Below are 19,502 nucleotides of genomic sequence, written 5' to 3'. Positions count from 1 at the left end.
GCCCCGTAGGAGGTACGATCGCACGGCGCCCAGCAGCGCATTCAGGATCAAACCCAGCAGCGAGATCGTGATCAGCGGCACGAACATGTCGACGGCCTGGAACGTCCGGGCCGCCGTGACGAGGGCATGGCCCAGCCCGTCCGTCGACGTGATCATCTCGGCCAGAAACACCACGATGCAGGAAATGACAAGGCCGATCCGGCACCCGGTCAGGATCGACGGCATCGCCGCCGGCAGCACCACCTTGAAGAGGATTTGATAGCGCGGCGTTCCCGCCGCCATGGCCGACCAGATCAGTTTCTGCTCCACGGTCGAGGCGCCATAGTAGGTGGATAGAAGAATGGGAAACAGCGCATCCGCAGCCACCAGCGTGATCTTCGATCCGTGGCCGAAGCCGAGCAGCAGCAGCAGCGCCGGATAGAGCGCAACCTTTGGCAACGGAGCCAATACGCGCACGATCGGCCGAACGACGGCATTGATCGCGGGACTGGCGGCAGCGGCGATGCCGATGCTGACGCCGAGCACGACCGCAATCGCAAAGCCGGCAAACAGCCGGATCAGGGTTGCCACGATCTCCTGCTGAAAGGTCCAGGTCACGAGCTGCTGGAGCAACCGGCTGAAGACAAATCCGGGCGGCGGCAGCAGGACCGCAGGCGCAAAGCCGAATGACACCAGGCCTTGCCAAACCGCGATCACCAGCACGATTGGCGCAACACCAAGAAAGACATTTGATGGGAGAATACGCGGCGTCATGAGAAGCTCAACGGCATGTCGAACTGAGGTTCGGACCAGCGCACGAGCCTGGCGCGGACCCGCTCGAAGATCGCGTCGAGGCAGATGCCCATCGCCCCCACGATGATGATCATCGCGAAGACCGTGTCGTACTGGCCCATGTCGAGCGCATTGAACAGGATGTTCCCGGCGCCGGACTGACGGGCGATCATCTCGCTGGTGATCATCGTGATCAGCGCCAGCACCAAACCCGTGCGGCACCCGGTCAGGACCTCCGGCAGTGCCGCCGGCAATACGATCCGGACCAGTCGTTGCAGGGGCGAAAGCCCCATGGCCGCGCCTGACCACAACATCTTCTCTTCGACCGCCCTGGCGCCCTCGAAGCTATGATAGATCACGGGCAGGCTGACGCCGAGGAAGATCACCAGCGTCTTCGCGATATCGCCGACCCCCAGCCACAGCATGATGATCGGCATCAGGGCCGCCTTTGGCACCGGGTAGATCACCATCAGAAGCGGATTGAAGAAGGCCGCAACCGCACGGCTGCGTCCCATCAGCAGGCCGAGAGGAATCGAAACAAGCACTGCAACACCGAACCCGATTGCCATGCGGCGGAGCGAGGCCAGGATGTTGATCAGCGACTCCTTGTCGCCGAGAATCTCCGGAATCACCCGGATCGCCTCGATCGCCGTCGGGAAGCTGTCGTTCTTCAGCGCCAGYGAGGCAACCTGCCATATCGCCAGCAGCCCGATGCAGGCGAACACCGGGGCAGCACGCCTGGCGGAGGCAGCCAGCAATGTCATGACGGCGATCCGGTCTCGTCGACCTCGTCGAACATGCGCTCGATGTCGACGACGTACTTCTGGTAGCGCGGATCGAGCAACAGCTCGTTGCGGCGGCGCGGCCGCGGCAGATCGATGTCGATCACCTGCCGGATGCGGCCGGGCGATTTCGACATCATCACGACCTTGTCCGACAGGAAGACGGCCTCATCGACCGAATGGGTGACGAACAGCACCGTCTTGCGGTCGCGCTCCCAAATGTTCAGGAGATCGTTCTGCAAGCGTGTCCGGGTGTGAGCGTCCAGCGCGCCGAACGGTTCGTCCATCAACAGGACTTCGGGATGGTACGCGAGCGTTCGGGCCAGTGCCACGCGCTGCTTCATGCCGCCCGACAGCTCCTTGGGATAGAAGTTCTCGTAGCCTTTGAGGCCGACCATCTCGATCAGCGCCCGGCTCTGCGCTTCGGCCTCAGGCGTCCGCACGCCCTGCTGACGCGGCCCGTACATCACATTGCCCAGCACGGTTTTCCAGGGGAAGAGCGCAAACTCCTGGAATACTGGTCCGCGATCCGGACCGGGTCCTGTGATCGCCTGTCCCTTGATCTTCGCCGCGCCACTGGTCGGGCTGACGAAGCCCCCGACGATGTAGAGCAGTGTCGACTTGCCACAGCCCGACGGACCAAGGATGGAGACGAAGGCGCCCTCGTCGATCGTCAGCGAGATGTCCGATAGCGCCAAATGATCCTTGCGCGCCGAGGTCTGGAAAACCTGCGAGACGCGGTCGATCTCGATGATCGCAGATGCCGGCTTTTGCGACGTCACCGGTCTCACCCATTCGCTCGATCTCGAAGGCACTACCTTCATCCCGTCTCTCACTTCACTCGCGCATAAACGTCGCGCAACCTGTCTGCTGAATGTCCTCCATCAGCGGAATGAGCTTAGCAAGAAACTTGCCAGACAGGTGGCGGTTCTCGCACAGGTACGCCGCGTCATTCGAACCAGGGCCATTCTGCCGGCCCCTCATGGGTAACCGCTCCGCCCGGCGCCTGGCCAACCAGTCGCGCATATTTTGCGAGCGCGCCTGCGCGGTGACGCGGCGGGCGCGGCTTCCAATCACGTCGGCGCGCCGCGAGCTCCTGCTCGTCGACCAGCATATCCATCCGCCGGTTTGCAGCATCAATCCGGATTCTGTCGCCGTCGCGAACAAGGGCCAACGGACCGCCAACGAATGCTTCGGGGGACACGTAGCCGATGCACATGCCGCGGGTCGCTCCGGAGAACCGCCCGTCAGTGATCAGGGCCACCTTTTCGCCCATGCCCTGTCCGTAGATCAGCGCGGTGACGCCGAGCATCTCGCGCATGCCGGGGCCGCCGACCGGCCCCTCGTTGCGGATCACCAGAACCTCACCTGCCTTGTAGCTGCGGTCACGAAYCGCTGCGACACAGGCCTCCTCGTCTTCGAAAACGCGCGCGACGCCCTCGAAGAACTGGCTCTTCAAACCTGCGACCTTGATGACCGCACCGTCCGGACAGAGGTTGCCCTTCAGCACCGCAACACCGCCATCCGGCATGATCGGCGCACTTGCCGCGTAGACGACCTCACCGTCCGGCGCGTTGGCCCCGCCATATTCTTCGGCAAGCGTGCGGCCAGTGATGRTGATGCAGTTACCATCGATGTGACCACTTTGAATCAGCTCCTGGATCACCACGGCGGCGCCACCCATATCGTAGACATCCTTGGCCGTGTATTTGCCTCCGGGCCGCAGGTTTCCGATCAGCGGCGTCCTGGCAAAGACCTCGCCGACATCATCGATCGAGAATGCGATGCCGGCCTCGTTCGCGATGGCCGGCAGATGCAGCGCGGCGTTGGTCGAACCACCCGTAGCAGCGACGATCGCTGCGCCGTTCTCCAGTGATTTCCGCGTCACGATGTCGCGAGGCAGCGGCCCGCCGCGTTCCAGCATTTCCATGATCAACCGCCCGGCGCGTCGCGAGATCTGCGCGCGTTCGGCGTAGACACCGGGCACCATCGAGACGTTGGGAATGGTGAGCCCCATCGCCTCCGACACCATTCCCATGGTGTTCGCAGTAAACTGGCCGGCGCAGGCACCGATCGTAGGCAGGCAGGCGCGCTCGATCCGCTCCAGCGTGGCGCCGTCGATCGCTCCGGTCATGAAGCTGCCGACAGCCTCGTAGGAGTCGAGCACGGTCAAGGTTCGCCCGTCCACGCGCCCGGGCAGGGAACTGCCGCCATAGATGAAAATGGACGGGACGTTGCAACGAACCATGCCCATTATCACGCCGGGAAGCGTCTTGTCGCATCCGCCGTATCCGATCAGCGCGTCATAGGCGAGACCATGAACGACAGCCTCGATCGAGTCGGCGATCAGCTCGCGAGAAAAGAGAGAGAACTTCATTCCCTCGTGATTCATGCTGATCCCGTCGGAGACCGACACGGTCGAGAATTCGCGCGGCGTGCCGCCGGCCTCCTCGATGCCCGTCTTGGCTGCGGCCACCTGGAAATCGTGGGTCATGTTGCAGGGCGTCTGCTCGCCCTTCATGCTGACAACGCCAACCATCGGCTTGGCAATTGCCGCATCGTCCAGTCCCATCGCGCGCATGAATGCGCGGTGGGGGGCCCGGTCGAGGCCGTCAGTCGTTATCCGTGATCGCAACTTCTTCATACTTGCATCATCTTCGTGCGATGTCCCGCACGCGGCGGGACATCGCTATGCATCACTCAAAAAAGGCGGCGCGAACACTTATTGCAACGGTGCGACGATCGTCGGATGCTTGAACTGCGCGACGTCCAGCTTCGGCAGCATTCCTGTCTCTGCGTAGATGTCCAGCATCTTCTGGATCGCCGGGAAGTTCGGCGCCGCACCCGGATCACGACCGAAGTCGTTGTCCTTGAGCAGGTAGGTCTCGAGCACAGGAACAGGCGCCTTCAGCACCTCGGACACGACCTTGAGGGTCTCTTCGCGGTTCGCCAGCGCTTTCTTCATGCCCGAAGTGATGTCGCGGACATAGGCTGTGACCAACTCCGGGTTCTTGTCGACGAAATCGGCGCGGCAGGCTTCCAGGATGTGCACGATGTTCGGCATCGCTTGGGACAGCGAGAACAGTTTCCTTGTGCCGCCCTTCGCTTCTGCGCGTGCGGCAAACGGCTGGTTCATGTTGACCGCGTCGACGCGGCCCTGGCGCAATGCGTCCTCGGAGACGGCAAAGCCGACCTCGACCAGCTTGATATCCTTGGCCGGATCGACGCCATTCTGCTTCAGGAGCAGATTGAAAGGCCCTTGCGTGCCGCCACCGATCACGGAAATACCGACGGTTTTGCCCTTGAGATCGGCAATGGTCTTGATCGGCGAGTCATCCATGACAGCCCAGTAGACCGAGAAACCGCCGGGCTTCTCGAAGACGTGCTGAGCCACGATGTAAGCCTTGAGATTGCCGCCGACCACACCGTTGGAGAGCGACAGCGGCGCCTGCGTCGCGCAATCCAGTGCGCCAGCCGCCAATGCCTGCGTCATCGGCGCTGTACCCTGAAATTGGGTCCATTCGATGTTGTAGGTCTTGCCGAGATTGGGGAATTCGGCCGGCCTGCGCATCATCCAGTACTTGGATTCCTCGGCCGGGATGGTCCATCCGACGCGGATCGTCTGCTGCGCCCGTGAGGGGCTTGCGCCCGCAATCAAGGCCGCCATCGCCCCCGTTGCCAGCATCAACCTCGAAACCGCTCGCATCGCGCCCACTCCATTGCTCCGGCGCCGACCGGCGCCACCCAACCCGACCGGTCCAAATGTTTCATGGTTCAAACAATCAGGCAAGCCATGCGGGCGGCCGGGTTTCGCCGCGGGATGCGCCATGTATGGTAAGGCGGCGGTCGCGCGCCGTCGTGCTGCGACAGGAGGAGGCAACCTATGGCTGATGCGAGCAAGGCAAACCCGCAAGGCGTCGAGCGGTTCGGCTATCTCGGCCTTGGACTCATGGGAACGCCCATGACCCGGCGCCTGCTCAAGGCCGGCTATCAGGTCAGTGTCTGGAACCGATCAGAAGGCAAGGTCGCTCCACTCGTCGAAGCCGGCGCAAGGCATGGAGCCAGCCCCCGCGACATTATGGCAGGCTCGGACATCGTCTTCATGTGCGTGACGGACGCCGCGGCCGTGGAGGAGGTGATTTTCGGGGCCGAAGGTCTTTCGATGGCTCCCGGCGCAGGCAAGCTCGTCGTCGACTTCTCGTCAATCCATCCCGACGCCGCGCGCGACCTCGCAACACGACTGAAAGCTGCGAACGGCGCGGGCTGGATCGATGCACCGGTGTCCGGCGGCACCAAGGGCGCCGAGGAAGGCACGCTTGCCATCATGGCCGGCGGGGATGCTGCCGACATCGAGAGAGTGCGGCCCTATGTGCTGGCTATGGCCCGAAGGTTCACTCACATGGGCCCCACCGGCGCCGGCCAGACTGCAAAACTCTGTAACCAGGTGATCGTCGGATGCGCGATGGCCGTTCTCGCGGAAGCAACGCGCCTTGCCGTGAACGCCGGAATCGACGCCAATCGGCTGCCCGAAGCGCTCGCGGGCGGATTTGCGGATTCGATCCCACTTCAGCTGTTCGTGCCGAGGATGGTCCAGGGCATTCACTCACCGCCGCTCGGCCATATCGCCACGATGCTCAAGGACCTCGATACGGTTGCCGATGTCGCGCAGACGACGTCGACACCGGTGCCAATGGCTACGCTTGCGGGACAGCTCTTCAGACTGGCCAAAGCCGCGCGAGGCGCGGATGCCGACGCACTGGAGATCTACAAGCTTTCAGCGGCAGAGCATTGAGCCACCGGGCGCGACCTGAAACGCGTTACGGTGTCTTCTTGCGTTCATCGTCGGCCAGGAACCGGCCATACGTCCCGCGTGCAAACAGCAACGCATCCTTGGCATTGTAGGCATAGGCTTCGACCGCACCCAGAAAGATCACGTGATCGCCGCCATAATAGCGATTGACGGAGCGGCATTGAAAATTGGCGACGCTCTCGGCAAGTACGGGAGCGTCGCCGAGCCCCGGCGTCCAGTCGATGCCAGCGAATTTATCGTCGGACGATTTCGCGAACCTGTTTGCGAGCGCCTGTTGCGAAGCGCTGAGCACATGAACGGCAAAATGGCTTGCGTTCTGAAACACCGCCAGGCTCGAAGAGTAAACTCCGAGGCTCCAGAGAACGAGTGGCGGATTCAAGGAGACCGATGCAAAGGAATTGCAGGTGATGCCATAGGGCTTCCCATCAGGAGCTGCGGCGGTGATGATCGTTACGCCTGTTCCGTAAGTGCCGAGCGCGGTGCGAAACTCGCGGGGGTCAATCGACGAGCTGTCGCTTGCGAGTTCGTTGGCTGGATCGGGAACGGCCGGCTGCTTCGGCAGATCATTCATCGGCCGGCCTCACAGCGTGAGATTCTCGGACGGCAGGCCCAGTGCCACGCGTCCATAATTGGTTCCGGCCGCATCAAAATTGAATGCGAGATGCGAGTTGATCGCGTGCGCATCGCGAAACTGCCGCTGCAACACGCCCGCCGTGAAGAGCCCGCGCGCCCCGCTCGCCGAAAATAGCATTGAGACCGCGTCGGTACATAGATTGACCGAGAAAGCACCGTCACGTCGGTACCTGGTCTTGGTCGCCATGTCCGGAATGTGGCTGCGTCGTGCATCCTCCATGGCATCGATACAGGCCGAACGCATGATCCGACGCGCGGCATCGATCTTGGCCGAGGCCTCCGCGATTTTGATCTGCGTGCTTTGGAAGTCGCTCAGCTTGGCGCGGTTGTAGGTGGAAATGCGATGACGGACGACCTCGATATAGTCGTTCAGGCACGCCTGCGCATTCCCCAGCGCGACGCCGGACAGGACGTAGGGAAACAGCGAGAACACGGGTAGCGCGTATAACGGATTGGGATTGACCTTGCTCCCAGGCGTCCGGCCGCCGGCAAGCTCACCGACGGCAACCGTCATATGGTCGGCCACGAAGGCCTCCCTGACCTCCACGTCGCAAGACCCCGTACCGCGCAATCCCGAGACATTCCAGGTGTCGAGTACCTTGTAGTCATGCTTCGGAAGCAAGAAGATCCGGTACTCGATCCCGTCTGCTTCATCATCAGAGGAAACCACGCTTGCAAGCATGTTCCATTCGCAGGACGCAACGCCTGAGGAGAATGGCCAGCTTCCGTGCAATTGGTATCCGCCCTGGACCCTCGTGGCGCGGCCCGCAGGAAAGATGAATGAGGATGCAATCAGCGTATCCGGATCGCGGCCCCAGACCAGATCCTGCGCCTCTTGCTCGAACATGCCGAGCATCCAGTGATGGCTCGCCAGATTGGCGAGATTCCAGGCGGCGGACGCGTCCGCTTGTCCGAGCAGATCGGCGCAATCAATCAGGGCGACATAGTCGAGCTCGGCACCGCCAATGCGCTTGGGCTGGAGCATCCGGAACAGGCCGGCGTCGTGCAGATCCCGTTCGGTCTCGGGCGGAAGGTAGCGCAGCTCTTCGGTTCGGGTTGCCCGCTCTCGCAGTCGTGGCACGAGCGCCCGAGCCTTCGCGATCATTGCCGCATAGGCGCGTTCGCCGGATTCCGGCCCCGCGGGCTGGCCCACGCTCGGGTCTTGACCAGGCGCCATTCGTATCCCTCGCTTTCCCACATTTATGCGGCGGGAACCTCGCCAAATCAAGCCGATGCGATGCTAGCACCGCGTCTTCGCCCCAGGGCTGCCTTGATAAGGATGCGATGCCGCGAACGGCCGCATCGCGAGGCAGAGGTCGGCGCGCCGCAATGCCCGCCCCTCAAGGTTAACCACCCGGGCTCAAACCGAGGGCTTGCCTGATCCAAAGACGCCCCTTTGGGTGAGCTCCGCGATCCGGCGCTGGTCGTAACCTAGCGTGTCACGCAAGACGTTCTCGGTATGCTCGCCCAACAGAGGCGCTGCAACGGGATCGATAGCGCCGGTCAGGCTCATGGTAATCGGGGTTTCGATGTTGGGGACCCAGTCCGCCGTAGGATGCGGAATCCGGCTCAACCGATGGCGGTCACGGGCCTCGGGTGCGTTAAAGCCCTCTTCGACGGTGCGGAGATAGCCGACCGGAATATTGGCCAGCTTCATTTTCGCCATCCAGCTCTCAAGAGTATCGCTTGCAAAGACCTCCGCAATGGCCGCCCGCAAGAGCTCCTTGTTCTCGGAGCGCGCTTTGCGCGTCGCAAATTGCGGATCGGTGATGAGATCGGGCCGGTTCAGCACCTCGACGACCAGCCGGCGATAGAGCCGGTCGTTGGCGCAGGCCATGTAAAGCGGTCCATCGGAGGCCTCGTAGACGCCGACAGTGGGAGACCCGCTCGGCGAGTTGCCGAACCGTCCGGGGTTCTCACCGTTGATCAGATAGGCCATGCCGTAGAAGCTCGTCATCGCCATGGCAATGTCGAACAGGGCCACCTCGACATGCTGGCCACGGCCCAGCCGATCGCGCGCCAGCAGGGCCAGAAGGATAGCGTTACAGGCCGTCATTCCCGTCGCGATATCCACGATGGGCGGGCCGGTGCGGACTGGAGGACCGTCGGCAAATCCGTTGAGCGACATGAAGCCGCTTTCCGCCTGCGTGATCGGATCAAAACCGGGACGCGAAGCGAACGGCCCGGTGCGCCCGTAGGCAGAAATCGAGCAATAGACCAGCCGAGGATTGAGCGGCGCGACCGCTTCGTAGTCGAGGCCGAATTTCTTCATGACCCCGCTCGAGAAATTCTCGACGACCACGTCGGCGTTGCGGATCAGATCCAGTGCGATCTCGCGGGCTTCGGGCACGGCAAGATCGAGCGCGATACCGCGCTTGTTGCGGTTCAGGCTGAGATAAGCGGCGCTCTCGCCGCCGGTTTCGGCGTGTTCATACGCGCGCGTGTCGTCGCCGCCGTCCGGGTTCTCGATCTTGATGACACGCGCGCCGAAATCGGCGAGCGTCTGTGTGCAGGCCGGGCCGGCAACCACGCGGGTGAAATCGACGACCAGCAGACCATCGAGCGGCGGAGGCCCCCCCGTGACTCGCGACGAACGTTCCGGCAATTGAGGCTTGGTGGACATCGATGGTGCTCCCTTACATCGGCTTATGGTCGCCGAATTTCCTGCAGGAGCAAACTTAAAGCCCGGCGCCACCAACTCCGCAAGTGCTTCGGCCACATCGCCTGAAAACGCAAAAAGGGCCCGGCAGCCGTCAAGCTGCCGGGCCTCTCGACATCTTGGGCGCGCAAGGCGGCACCGCGTCTCGCGCGCGCCGTTCTACGCCACGAACGCCGCGTTCCGCATCACGGGAAACGCCGGCGCCCCCAACTCAGCGCAGCCGTTTTCGCCAATAAAGCGTATGCGACCAGGCCCACGGTACCTCGGGCTCATAGAGCCGATAGCCAGCCTGGATGAAATTATTGGCAGATTTCGCTTCCGACCCATTGCACGATCCAGATCGCGAATGCATCCGCCGCGGCTCCCGCGCCGCCGATGTCGATGAAGGCGCGAAGCGGCAAGAGCGGATCCGCCGCAACCTTTCCGATCCGTCCCTGTGCGCGCGCTTCGGAGAGAAGCGAGGCGAAATAGGCGCCCTCGAAGGCACGCGCATACTCGCCCTCCCAGATGTGGTCGTAGCGCTCCGGATAGAGTTTCTGGTCGAGCAACCGCTCCTCCTCGAGCACATCAGGAAACCAGGGATTGTCGCGCCAGTTCGCCTTCACCACGACGGCCCCGTCGGGCCGGCGCCCGCGCAGAAAATCGTCGATCGCGTCGCTCTTGCGACGCGGATTCCAGCTCGCCCAGAGTTCAGAGTCCTTGGCGCGGATCGTCGGCCGCAGCAGCGCGAGGCTGCGCGCGCTCAAGGATTGCGCCTCGTCGATCCAGGCAATACGAAATCCCTCCAGTGATTTGATCGAGTCCGCCGTGTGATCCTGAAGCCCGCGGAAGATGATGAGCCCGTCGCCGGGCGTCTCGATCTTGTCGCTGAAGAACTTGAAACCGTGGCCGAGGCCGAGGCTGGCGATCTTGCCCTCGATCAGCCGCTTGGAAGAATGCGCCAGCGTCCGCTGCGCCTCGCGGATGCAGACCGCGAGCGTGCCGCGCTCGGCCTGGCAGGTCTCGACGAGAAGCTCGCCGAAGAAATGCGACTTGCCCGAGCCGCGCCCGCCGTAGACGCCCTTGTAGCGCGCCGGCTTCAGCAGCTGCTCGAAGATCTTGGCGGTCGGAATTTTCAGGATGGACAATGGATGCGCTCGCTCGCCCTAAGGCAGGCCGGTGCGCCTGCGCCACATCGCGGACCTGCCCTCGTTGTTTGGTACATCGGGTTGTCCCTGCGGAGCTTGATTGAAGCCAGGCGCGCTGAAGGTTGACATGGTCTGTGACGATTACAATCTGGCGCAAAACCTCAACCCGCGCGACCCCAACTGGGCGAACAGACAATTCAACGAGGTCATGTTCATCAAACGGCTCGATGCGGCGGCGATCGCGGTGGATGCCGATTTCGAGGAACGTTGCTTGAAATTCAGCGACACGGTCGTTTCGTTCGCCAGAAGATCAATCGTTACTGCCTCGAACAAGTGCGATATCCACCGCACGCGTGTTCAACTCCCGGACACCGTCAGGATCGGCGCCGATTGCACATTGCAGCCGGCTTCGAACGGGGACGCTGTCGGCGTACAGAATGTGGACACCACTCCAGACCGCGAGAACCTGATGTTCAAGAAGATCGACGACAAGACCGTCATTCTCTGGATCATCAACAACGGACACTTCACTGGCGATGGCCGAAAGCTGTCCTATTGCAGCGACCAGGTGCAGCGCGCCGATGCCGGACAACGCCGGGCCGGTAAGCAGACAAAGAATTAGCCCGAAGGCATCAGAACGAAAAACCCGCGCCGGACTGCGTCCGCGCGGGCAACACCAACTTCTGTCGATGATGCCATTCTGCCAGTGTTTTGCCCGACGGGTCAACGGTCATCGAGGCGAGATTGCAGATCGAGCTCTCCGCTGTCGCGAGCATCGACACCGGCGTCGCCCTCACCAGCACTTCCCGGATGCACGATGACGCGCTCGATCCGCTGAATCAGTTCCAGCATTCCGCCCTCGCCGTTCTCGACCGGCTGTGCCGCCTTGCCCCAGCCGCGATCGAGGATCGCATTGGCGGCCGAGAGTCGGGCCGCCGGCGTCGCGTCATCGCTGCGCATGATGCCGACGAGCACCCTGATCGCCGTCCTGGTGTGGCTGCGCGCGAGCGAGCGGATCTCAGTCAGGGTGCGCGCGTTGGACGTCTTCCTTCGCGCCGGCAAACGCGCCGGTGCACGCTCGAGCTCGCCTTCGGTCTCCCCGCTCACGAAAACGTCTCCCACAGCACGATTGCAACCAGGCCCGCGAGCGCGAGCGATATCAGGTAGGCGGTCATCGTCTCTCCACGAAAAAAGAAATGTGCGGCAGATCGCATGACGAGACGCGATCGTTTCGGGCGCGAACCCTATCTCCGTGGGTTCCGGAGACCGCGGCGGCGCGAGCAACTGGCCCAGCGCCGCGGGCCGGCACGTTCGCGCGTGCACGGCCAGCAATGGTTCGGACGACGGCGCGCCGATCGGCGCTCCAGGTTTGTCGAGTGCGTGGCCGCAATGCGTTGCCGCCGTCCGATTCCGAAATCGAGAACGAAAAAACCCGCGGCGGATGCTCTCCGCGCGGGTCGATCAAACTCGTCTCGATGATGTCATTCTGCCGGTGTTTTGCCCGACGAGTCAAATCCTGTGTTGAGCGAGATTGTCGTCACACCAAGCGGACATGAAAAAACCCGCCGCAGATCGCTCCGCGCGGGCTGAGCCAAACTCGTTTCGATGATGGCATTCTGCCAGTGTCTTGCCCGACGTGTCAATCGAGCGCGAAAGAGGACAACCTCCCACTTAGATATGTGGTGCGCAAGGGGCTTGCTTCAAGTCCCCGACCTTCGCGTAGAACCCCGACCCGAACAACAAGTCAGGGGATCACGACATGCCCGTACTGCTTCCGACATCCCGCTCGCGTGGCCGGACCGAGCGAACCCGCGCCGGGAACCCGGCTCCGACCGATCATGCCGTGGTGATCGCCGGCGGCGGCCCGACCGGCCTGATGCTGGCCGCCGAGCTCGCGCTCGCGGATGTCGATGTCGCCATCGTCGAGCGGCGCGCGGATCAGGACCTCGTCGGCACACGCGCCGGCGGGTTGCACGCGCGCAGCATCGAGATCCTCGATCAGCGCGGCGTCGCGGATCGCTTCCTGCGCGAAGGGCAAGTCACGCAGCTCGCCGGCTTTGCCTGGACCAGGCTCGACATCAGCGACCTCCCCACCCGCCACGCTTACGGACTGGCGCTGCAGCAGAGCCACATCGAGCGCATCCTGGCTGGGTGGGTCGAGGAACTCGCGGTCCCGATCTACCGGAACTTCGAGGTCACGGGCTTCGTTCAGGACGAGGCCGGCGTCGATGTCGTGCTGTCCGGCGGCGAGACGTTGCGGGCGAACTATCTGGTCGGCTGCGACGGCGGCCGCAGCCTGGTGCGCAAGACCGCCGGCATCGACTTCGTCGGCTCCGGTCCGACGCTCAGCAACCTCATGGCCGAGGTCGAGATGAGCGAGGAGCCGGCCTGGGGCCTGCGTCACGACGCGCTCGGCTTTCATGGCCTCAGCAAGACGGAGAGCGGGCGCGTGCTGGTCGTGGTGACGGAAGCAACGCTCGCGCGCAGTGGCGAGCCCACGCCATCCGATCTCAGCGAGGCCCTCGTCGCCGTCTACGGCTCCGATTTCGGTCTCAAGAATCCCGCCTGGATCTCCCGTTTCACCGATGCGGCACGGCAGGCCTTATCCTATCGCAGGGAACGCGTGCTGCTCGCCGGCGATGCCGCGCATATCCATCACTCCGTCGGTGGACAGGGCCTCAACACCGGCGTGCAGGATGCTGTCAATCTCGGCTGGAAGCTGGCGCAGGTCGTCAACGGCATTTCGCCGGGCAGCCTGCTCGACAGCTACCATGCCGAACGCCATCCCGTCGCCGCGCGCGTGCTGCGCAACACCATGGCGCAAATCGCCCTGCTCCGCCGCGGCGACGACGGCCTCAAGGCCGCGCGCGAGGTGGTGTCCGACCTGCTCGGCTTGGACGAACCGCGCAAGCGCTTTGGCGCGATGATGAGCGGCCTCGACATTCGCTATGATCTCGGCGAAGGCCATCCGCTGCTCGGGCGCCGCATGCCCGATCTCGACCTCGTCACACCAGGCGGTTCGCAAAGACTGTTCACCCAGCTGCACGGCGCGCGTCCCCTGCTGCTGAATTTTGACAAGCCGGGCTGCATCGACATCGCCCCCTGGGCCGATCGCATCAGTGTCGCCGACACCAGCTACGAGGGCCCCTGGGAGCTTCCGGCGATCGGGCCGGTCGCAGCGCCAAAAGCCGTATTGGTGCGGCCCGACGGACATGTGGCGTGGGCGGGCGACGCGAGCCAGCGCGGCCTTGCGGATGCGCTGACACTATGGTTTGGGCCGCCCGTCGCGACATAGCAAACCGAACTCATCCGCCCCCTCGAAACGAACAAAGCCCGCGGCATCCCCGCGGGCTTGATCCAAATTCATTTCGATGATGCCATTCTGCCAGTGTCTTGCCCGACGTGTCAAACAATCAGACCTCTACCAGTCTCAGAATGCCTCATCGAGCGCCTACGGTCTCTTCGAACGACGGCGTCGAAATCGTGAAAACTCGGTGACAACGAATTTTCTAGCAGTTGGAAAAAAGCCGAAAATCGCCGCCAAAGGTGTCACCAAGGCGGCCACCGCAACGACGACCCCACTGGCATCTGCGAGATATGCCTTGATCCTTTGGATGATCGTCACTTGAATCTCGATTGTCTCCCGCAGGGAGTCAATCTGGACCCGCTGTTTGTCTGCGCCCATGTAGATGTTCGCAGCAACTTCAATCGTTATTGTTTTCGTCCCCGTAGCTGTGGGGGTTAACTTCCAATTCCATTCAACCGCGTGTGCGGCGGTCGCGGTTCGCGCTTGAGGGCCGTTTGGATATATTCCCAGATCTTCCCCGGAGAGGGTGGCTTCGACAGATTGGGCAAAAGGCCTCTCCTCAACCCGTGTGATCGCGCCTGAGACTCCAACAAAACTCGCTGCTTGACGCTCGTCGGTTTGAAGGATCAATCGAAGCGTAAATTCGTCACCCAAGTTCACTATTTTGGGCCAGTTGAAGGAGTAAGTTCCGGTAGCAAGATTTCTGACTATTTCATCCAGATCGGTACAAGGCCCGTTACCAACCACGACACCGCGACGCATTAGCCTCTGACGACAATCTGCAAGAAGCTCCGCGCTGATCTCTTCGCGCAACTTCTTGCCTTCAGCTTCCAATTGCTGAAGGCGTGCGTTCAGCGTGGCTGGGTCGAAGGTGCTCGCGCTAGGGCCGCCGCGGCCCTCGCTCCCAAATCCCATAAAACCAGGTCCAGTCGGAGATGTCGGAGGCGCTCTACCAGACTTCAAGCTCTCCAATTGGCTCTCTACTAATGATTGGCGAGACTTCAGATATCCAAGGCGAGGATTGATCGGCTGGGCTGAATTGAGGAATGCATAGTCAGGCGGACTCCCAATGATCTTCCGCTCTACATTCGGATTCTGCCGCTCCACTTCCGCCGAGCGCCAGGCGTCATCCAAGAGACGTACGCACGCGACTATCGCCGCCACAAGTAAGCAGGCCAACCACATGCGCCGCAGCACCAGCACGACCATCGCTCCAGCAAAGGTATAACAATATAATGGCTAGTAGCATGGCCGACCCAAGATGAATTGCCAAGTGGCTTCAATCTGGAGGTGAATCAGGGTCACTGCGGCGGTTTTCCATGCCCACGACGGGCGATTGGCGTGTGCCGTCCGGCGCCAGTCATCCGCGATGCAGGCAATGGCGAACGCGAGCTGGTGATGATGCGATGGGGCATGCCGCCACCGCCACGCACCGGAGGAACGTGCTCAGTGACTACCTATTTCCCAGAGTGAAGGGAAAGCCGGGGTCCATCTTCGACCACGATGATTGATGCGGGCGCGCCGGCGGGCGATGCCGAAGCACCGTCCGCACCGGCGCCTTGGGCAGCATGTGCGGCGAGCGACTTAAAGTGGAGCGGGAGGGCTAAACCCCGTCCTCACTCCTCCGCCAGCTTCCGCTCGATATAAGCATCCACCGTTTCGGCGAACGAACGCTGCACGCCGACGGCGAGGTCGTGCTGGTCGAGCGCATCGCGCTGGAGCACGCGCAGGCCGCGCCCGCGGGCGCTGACCGGCGCCGTGTTGAGATATTGATCGATGGCGCCCTTGGCGATCGGGATGGCCTTCGGATCTCCCCTCGCGATCAGGAGCCGCAAGAGGCTCTGGCATTCGGCCAAGCCGGGCATGGGATCAGCGCCTTCAGCCTTGCCGCGATTTCGGCTTCGGCCGCTTGACCGGCTGGGTGTGGGTGCCGAACAGCGCCAGCAGGAACGCGACTTCTTCCTTCGAACCGATCTGGATCATGATTGTCTCCTTTTCGCTTGGTTGGTCGAGGCCGGCGGAAAAGGAGTTCAGGACAATCGGGTTTCAGGATTGTTTCAGGCGTGTTTCGTCGGCGCTGTCACGTTACAGATGGCCGCCTGGAGACAAAGCGCATACCCGCCCGTCTGCCACCACGTCCGCCAGGGACCAAGGGCGGACCATCTGACCTAATTCATGAACAGAAGCAGAGCCCAGCTGTGGTGGGCTAGGCTCTCGTTCAGCGATTGATGGCCGCCTCGACAACCATCTTTACGGCGACATCGGGTTCAGGATCATTTGATTTCCCAGGACGTGTTGTGCGGGATGTCCATCGCAAAATAATCGCCAGAGCCAGCCAACGCAGGCATAGCTATGCACGCAAATGGTTCGCTTCCGGTGATGCCCTTATACTTACCGGTGCCGCCGGTGATGATATGCGTTCCACAATCCATCTTCGGCTGGGCCTTGTCGAGGTCTCGAGTATCGAAGGTCGAGAAAATCTTGTCGCCGTCGCTGTCGGCGAGCACGCAAGCTCCGTCAATGTATTTCTTGTCTCCGGACGCGACGTTCAGCGCCACGCAGCGTGCTGACATCTTGTCCAGCATCTTCTCTCCCTTCATGTTTTGAGTGGTCCCGACCGCCTCCAGCGTAGTGGCCTTGCCGAGTTCGGCGGTGTCAATGCTCATCAAGGGTCGAAAAATAAAGTGCGTCACATAAGGAGTAGTCCCCTTCTTTTCAATCGGCTCTCCCGCGACAGCCGCGGGGGCAAAGGACACGAGCGCTGCAGCAAACGCCGTTGCTTTGGTGAGTCTCATCGCTGCGGTGAATGTGGGGACTCTGCGCACGTTGATGACGTTCATGAGTGCCTCCTTAGATCAAGCGGCGGTTCAGGTCTCCGCCGTGAACTGCCGCGAGTTGAAATCGACCTGCGTATGCTCTCTCCTGTCAAATCGAGTTGCACGCCGGCGCCGAGCGTCAACGTGATCATGCTTTCATGATGCTTCGCCTTGGACTGACGAAGTATGTGGGGATGGTGGCTCCAATCATCGGTTTTTACCTCAATACAAGGTTCGACCGAACGACCTGGAATATAAGCATAATAGCATGGAACGCGGCGGACGTCAGCGTCATGCCCAGAAAACGCAGCGCACCGTCAGCCATCCTGACCGAATGCGCTATGCAAAATGCAATTCTCCTGCTGTTCGGATGAAGCACGGTGCACATGGGTGCAGCGACTCTGTGCCGCTCTTCATGCTTTGCGTCGTTCCGCTTGCAACTCAGGAGGTGAGCATTGAGTGACGTCGATTTCCGCAGCCACCAATATCTGTAATATCCGCTGTGGGTCAAAGCTGGCGTCGCAGTCGCAACGGCCAAGTCCGCAAGTGTGGGAAGCGGCCACGCGGGCCTCTTTGGAAAGGCCCGATGCTGCCATCATGCCAGTGTTTTGCCCGACGGAGCAACTTTGTTCAAATGCAGAAATGAAATCTCTTCGCGCCAGCGAAGGGACATGCTCTCCGCAAGGGCGCAATCGCGGGATTGCGGTGACAGTGCACTCAATCACCTGCTCGTCAGGCGCAAAACCTATTCGCAATAGCAAGTTAAGTGTACGGTCACCGTAATCAAAGAGGTGAGACAAACCGTCAACGATCGCGCTCTCACTGCCTCTGGATGATGCTGGGCGGGCTGGTTGGCTGCGGTGGCGACGCGTCTTGGACCTGCGCAAGGTAGGCCTTGTCGTAATACGCCAAGGCGAGGATATGCATGGCCCTCGCTTTTTCTGGGTCGGATTCTGCCAGTGCCATCCGGGACGCAATTTCGGCTTGCTTCAAATAGTACTCGGCGGTCGGCACGATGGTTTCTCCCCCAACGACGCCCTCTAACGCATGGAATTGCAACTTGTTCCCGGGATAGATTCAAATTTCCGAGGCGGGCTTACCTAATCTGCCCAGCGTCAAAAGCCGGCGTCGCAGTCGCAGAAGCGGCTGGGCTCTCTGGGAAATGCCCGATGTTGCCATCATGCCAGTGTTTTGCCCGACGGCGCAACTTTATTCAAATGCAGCAAATCGGATTTGGCGGAATGAAATCTGTTCGCGCCAGGATGGGACATGCCCTCCCATGAGGGCGCAACCGGAAAGGTTCGGAGAGAACGTCGATGTACTACGTCGCCGCCGCATTGCTGGGGTTGTCGGGACTGTTCTATTCCGCGAGCCATCACGAGCTCGGCCAGTTCGGCGCGGACGTGTGCCGCTACGGCGGCGCGTTCTGCGACAATCCCGTGGTCGTCTTCACCGGCGCGGCGCTGGCCGCGGCCTGGGGCATGTTCGTCAGCATCAAGTAGCCGGACGCCGCCTCACGTCTCGTTGTTCTCATAGCGCTCGCGCACGATGCTGTCGGCGACATGCCGCTCGGTGCGGCTGCGGTAGCGGTTGCGCAGCACGCCATAGATCAGCGCCGCCAGCAGGACGAAGGCGCCGATGAAGAAGACGGCTTCCAGGCCCCTCCGGCTATATCAGCTACACCGCGAGCTCCTTGCGGACGGCCGCGGCCGAATTGCCGACCTTGTCGACGGCCTTTTGCAACTCCTCTTTCGACACGCCGAGCGCATGGGTCCAGTATTTGACCTCGAAGGCCTCGTCCATGTTGATCTTGCTGCGGTCCGGCTGCGCGCGCTTCGTCAGATTGTCCATCGCCCAATTCCTCGCTTCCTGAAAACGGGAAACGTCGTCATCGGCACGCCGTTCCTAAATCCGGCCGGCGGCTTACGCCTCCAGCTTGCCGGGTCTCGCGGCGGCCGCTTCCTTGACGAGGGCCGAGATCGAATTGCCTGATTTCCGAAGCGCATCGGCGAACTGATCGGGCGACAGCTTAAGGCGCTTGCGCAAGGTCTTGACCTGCACCTTGTCGCTCAAGTCGAGCGAATTGCGAAGATTGACCGGCTTGAGCCTGTTCATGTGCGTCTCTGCTGCCGAAGGGATGGGGCCGAACTGCGACAAGGCGAACATGACGCGCCGCCGTCGCGATGGTGACCGTCCCGCGCCTCGCGAAGAGGCGTCGCCGCAAAGTCAACATGCGCGGTGAAGCGGCGTTCCTCCGCGTCCGGAATTATCGCTCAAAGGGAATGAACACCTCGCCGGTGCCGGGGAAGGCGTCAGCCCACCAGCGTGCGGTCCGTTTCGAACGGCGCTGCACAGGCGCAAAGGAAAAGCCCGCGACCGGTCACGGCGCGGGCTCGACGATGTCTGTGATGGTGCCACTCTGGAGATGTTTTGCCCGACGCGTCAAACAAGACGGCGCAGTATCGGCTTCGGCGGACGGCACGACGCCGGCCACCGCAGGAACTTTGCGGCCATGAACGCGCTTAAGATCTGGATTCTTAAGACTTGGATTCTTAGAGATCTGGATTCGCAATTCCGGAAGGTCCGCCCTGAAACAC

Annotated in this window: 21 protein-coding genes and 2 pseudogenes; 5 read left to right on the top strand and 18 right to left on the bottom strand. The window is 62.0% G+C overall.

Annotation, left to right across the window (positions count from 1 at the left end):
* From AC1D00_RS02705 to AC1D00_RS02685, 5 genes are all read right to left on the bottom strand, one after another.
* On the bottom strand, positions 1 to 753 hold a 753-nt coding region (locus tag AC1D00_RS02705), incomplete at its 3' end, for an ABC transporter permease (RefSeq protein ID WP_477009562.1).
* A complete protein-coding gene (locus AC1D00_RS02700) occupies positions 750 to 1,535 on the bottom strand; it encodes an ABC transporter permease (protein WP_477009561.1) in 786 nt (261 codons plus the stop codon). The genes AC1D00_RS02700 and AC1D00_RS02705, both read right to left, overlap by 4 nt.
* The gene (locus tag AC1D00_RS02695) at positions 1,532 to 2,377 is read right to left on the bottom strand and encodes an ABC transporter ATP-binding protein (RefSeq protein WP_135174806.1); all 846 of its coding nucleotides are present in this window, start codon (positions 2,375 to 2,377) and stop codon (positions 1,532 to 1,534) included. Before AC1D00_RS02695 ends, AC1D00_RS02700 begins: the two co-directional genes overlap by 4 nt.
* Positions 2,378 to 2,502: 125 nt before the next feature.
* The gene (ilvD, locus tag AC1D00_RS02690) at positions 2,503 to 4,197 is read right to left on the bottom strand and encodes a dihydroxy-acid dehydratase (protein ID WP_477009560.1); all 1,695 of its coding nucleotides are present in this window, start codon (positions 4,195 to 4,197) and stop codon (positions 2,503 to 2,505) included.
* 78 nt (positions 4,198 to 4,275) lie between these two features.
* Positions 4,276 to 5,259, bottom strand: coding sequence for an ABC transporter substrate-binding protein (locus AC1D00_RS02685; protein WP_477009559.1), 984 nt, complete (start codon positions 5,257 to 5,259; stop codon positions 4,276 to 4,278).
* A 177-nt stretch (positions 5,260 to 5,436) separates the two neighbouring features.
* Here AC1D00_RS02685 and AC1D00_RS02680 point away from each other — a divergent pair, with 177 nt between their 5' ends.
* Positions 5,437 to 6,345 (top strand): NAD(P)-dependent oxidoreductase, encoded by a 909-nt coding sequence (locus tag AC1D00_RS02680; protein WP_477009558.1) that lies wholly within the window; start codon positions 5,437 to 5,439, stop codon positions 6,343 to 6,345.
* Between the two features lie 25 nt (positions 6,346 to 6,370).
* On the opposite strand, the gene AC1D00_RS02675 is transcribed toward AC1D00_RS02680, so the two are convergent.
* From AC1D00_RS02675 to AC1D00_RS02655, 5 genes and pseudogenes are all read right to left on the bottom strand, one after another.
* On the bottom strand, positions 6,371 to 6,934 hold the full coding sequence (locus AC1D00_RS02675; protein WP_404558137.1) for a flavin reductase family protein: 564 nt from the start codon (positions 6,932 to 6,934) through the stop codon (positions 6,371 to 6,373).
* Positions 6,935 to 6,943: 9 nt separating this feature from the next.
* Entirely contained in the window at positions 6,944 to 8,173 is a 1,230-nt protein-coding gene (locus AC1D00_RS02670) for an acyl-CoA dehydrogenase family protein (protein ID WP_404558138.1), read from the bottom strand.
* A gap of 183 nt (positions 8,174 to 8,356) precedes the next feature.
* Positions 8,357 to 9,619, bottom strand: coding sequence for a CaiB/BaiF CoA transferase family protein (locus AC1D00_RS02665; RefSeq protein WP_477009563.1), 1,263 nt, complete (start codon positions 9,617 to 9,619; stop codon positions 8,357 to 8,359).
* 247 nt (positions 9,620 to 9,866) lie between these two features.
* Positions 9,867 to 9,965 (bottom strand): annotated as a pseudogene (locus tag AC1D00_RS02660) (GNAT family N-acetyltransferase); the annotation flags it as partial.
* A complete protein-coding gene (locus AC1D00_RS02655; protein WP_477009557.1) occupies positions 9,955 to 10,782 on the bottom strand; it encodes a PBSX family phage terminase large subunit in 828 nt (275 codons plus the stop codon). The pseudogene AC1D00_RS02660 and the gene AC1D00_RS02655, both read right to left, overlap by 11 nt.
* Positions 10,783 to 10,882: 100 nt before the next feature.
* On the opposite strand from AC1D00_RS02655, the gene AC1D00_RS02650 reads away from it, so the two are divergent.
* Positions 10,883 to 11,404 carry a hypothetical protein gene (locus AC1D00_RS02650; protein ID WP_025576201.1) on the top strand — a complete coding sequence of 174 codons (522 nt, stop codon included), beginning with the start codon at positions 10,883 to 10,885 and terminating at the stop codon, positions 11,402 to 11,404.
* Positions 11,405 to 11,505: 101 nt separating this feature from the next.
* Here the strand turns inward: AC1D00_RS02650 and AC1D00_RS02645 are convergent, their stop codons facing one another.
* Entirely contained in the window at positions 11,506 to 11,844 is a 339-nt protein-coding gene (locus AC1D00_RS02645) for a hypothetical protein (protein WP_049812210.1), read from the bottom strand.
* A gap of 697 nt (positions 11,845 to 12,541) precedes the next feature.
* Between AC1D00_RS02645 and AC1D00_RS02640 the strand changes: the two genes are divergently transcribed.
* A complete protein-coding gene (locus AC1D00_RS02640; protein ID WP_477009556.1) occupies positions 12,542 to 14,077 on the top strand; it encodes an FAD-dependent monooxygenase in 1,536 nt (511 codons plus the stop codon).
* 156 nt (positions 14,078 to 14,233) lie between these two features.
* Here AC1D00_RS02640 and AC1D00_RS02635 read toward each other — a convergent pair whose 3' ends face one another.
* Positions 14,234 to 15,292 carry a hypothetical protein gene (locus AC1D00_RS02635; RefSeq protein WP_477009555.1) on the bottom strand — a complete coding sequence of 353 codons (1,059 nt, stop codon included), beginning with the start codon at positions 15,290 to 15,292 and terminating at the stop codon, positions 14,234 to 14,236.
* A 147-nt stretch (positions 15,293 to 15,439) separates the two neighbouring features.
* On the opposite strand from AC1D00_RS02635, the pseudogene AC1D00_RS02630 reads away from it, so the two are divergent.
* Positions 15,440 to 15,529: pseudogene (locus AC1D00_RS02630) on the top strand (SOS response-associated peptidase); the annotation flags it as partial.
* Between the two features lie 176 nt (positions 15,530 to 15,705).
* Here the strand turns inward: AC1D00_RS02630 and AC1D00_RS02625 are convergent.
* The 3 genes from AC1D00_RS02625 to AC1D00_RS02615 all read right to left on the bottom strand — a co-directional run bounded on the left by AC1D00_RS02625 (position 15,706) and on the right by AC1D00_RS02615 (position 17,919).
* Positions 15,706 to 15,954, bottom strand: coding sequence for a hypothetical protein (locus AC1D00_RS02625; protein ID WP_027545907.1), 249 nt, complete (start codon positions 15,952 to 15,954; stop codon positions 15,706 to 15,708).
* Positions 15,955 to 16,362: 408 nt separating this feature from the next.
* Positions 16,363 to 16,929, bottom strand: a complete 567-nt coding sequence (locus AC1D00_RS02620; protein ID WP_025576193.1) for a hypothetical protein — start codon at positions 16,927 to 16,929, stop codon at positions 16,363 to 16,365.
* Positions 16,930 to 17,724: 795 nt separating this feature from the next.
* A complete protein-coding gene (locus AC1D00_RS02615; RefSeq protein WP_477009554.1) occupies positions 17,725 to 17,919 on the bottom strand; it encodes a hypothetical protein in 195 nt (64 codons plus the stop codon).
* Positions 17,920 to 18,221: 302 nt separating this feature from the next.
* Here AC1D00_RS02615 and AC1D00_RS02610 point away from each other — a divergent pair, with 302 nt between their 5' ends.
* Complete coding sequence (locus tag AC1D00_RS02610) at positions 18,222 to 18,407, top strand: hypothetical protein (protein WP_027545902.1); 186 nt, start codon at positions 18,222 to 18,224, stop codon at positions 18,405 to 18,407.
* A gap of 175 nt (positions 18,408 to 18,582) precedes the next feature.
* On the opposite strand, the gene AC1D00_RS02605 is transcribed toward AC1D00_RS02610, so the two are convergent.
* The 3 genes from AC1D00_RS02605 to AC1D00_RS02595 all read right to left on the bottom strand — a co-directional run.
* The gene (locus tag AC1D00_RS02605; protein ID WP_135176616.1) at positions 18,583 to 18,756 is read right to left on the bottom strand and encodes a DUF3606 domain-containing protein; all 174 of its coding nucleotides are present in this window, start codon (positions 18,754 to 18,756) and stop codon (positions 18,583 to 18,585) included.
* Positions 18,757 to 18,828: 72 nt separating this feature from the next.
* Positions 18,829 to 19,020 (bottom strand): hypothetical protein, encoded by a 192-nt coding sequence (locus tag AC1D00_RS02600; RefSeq protein ID WP_477009553.1) that lies wholly within the window; start codon positions 19,018 to 19,020, stop codon positions 18,829 to 18,831.
* A gap of 265 nt (positions 19,021 to 19,285) precedes the next feature.
* Positions 19,286 to 19,502 (bottom strand): hypothetical protein (locus tag AC1D00_RS02595; RefSeq protein ID WP_477009552.1); only part of this gene is annotated, 217 nt, incomplete at its 5' end.

It is taken from the genome of Bradyrhizobium sp. P2_E8, assembly GCF_056403875.1.
The sequence above is the reverse complement of the archived record's forward strand: the minus strand, read 5'-3'. Positions and strand labels throughout refer to the sequence as shown.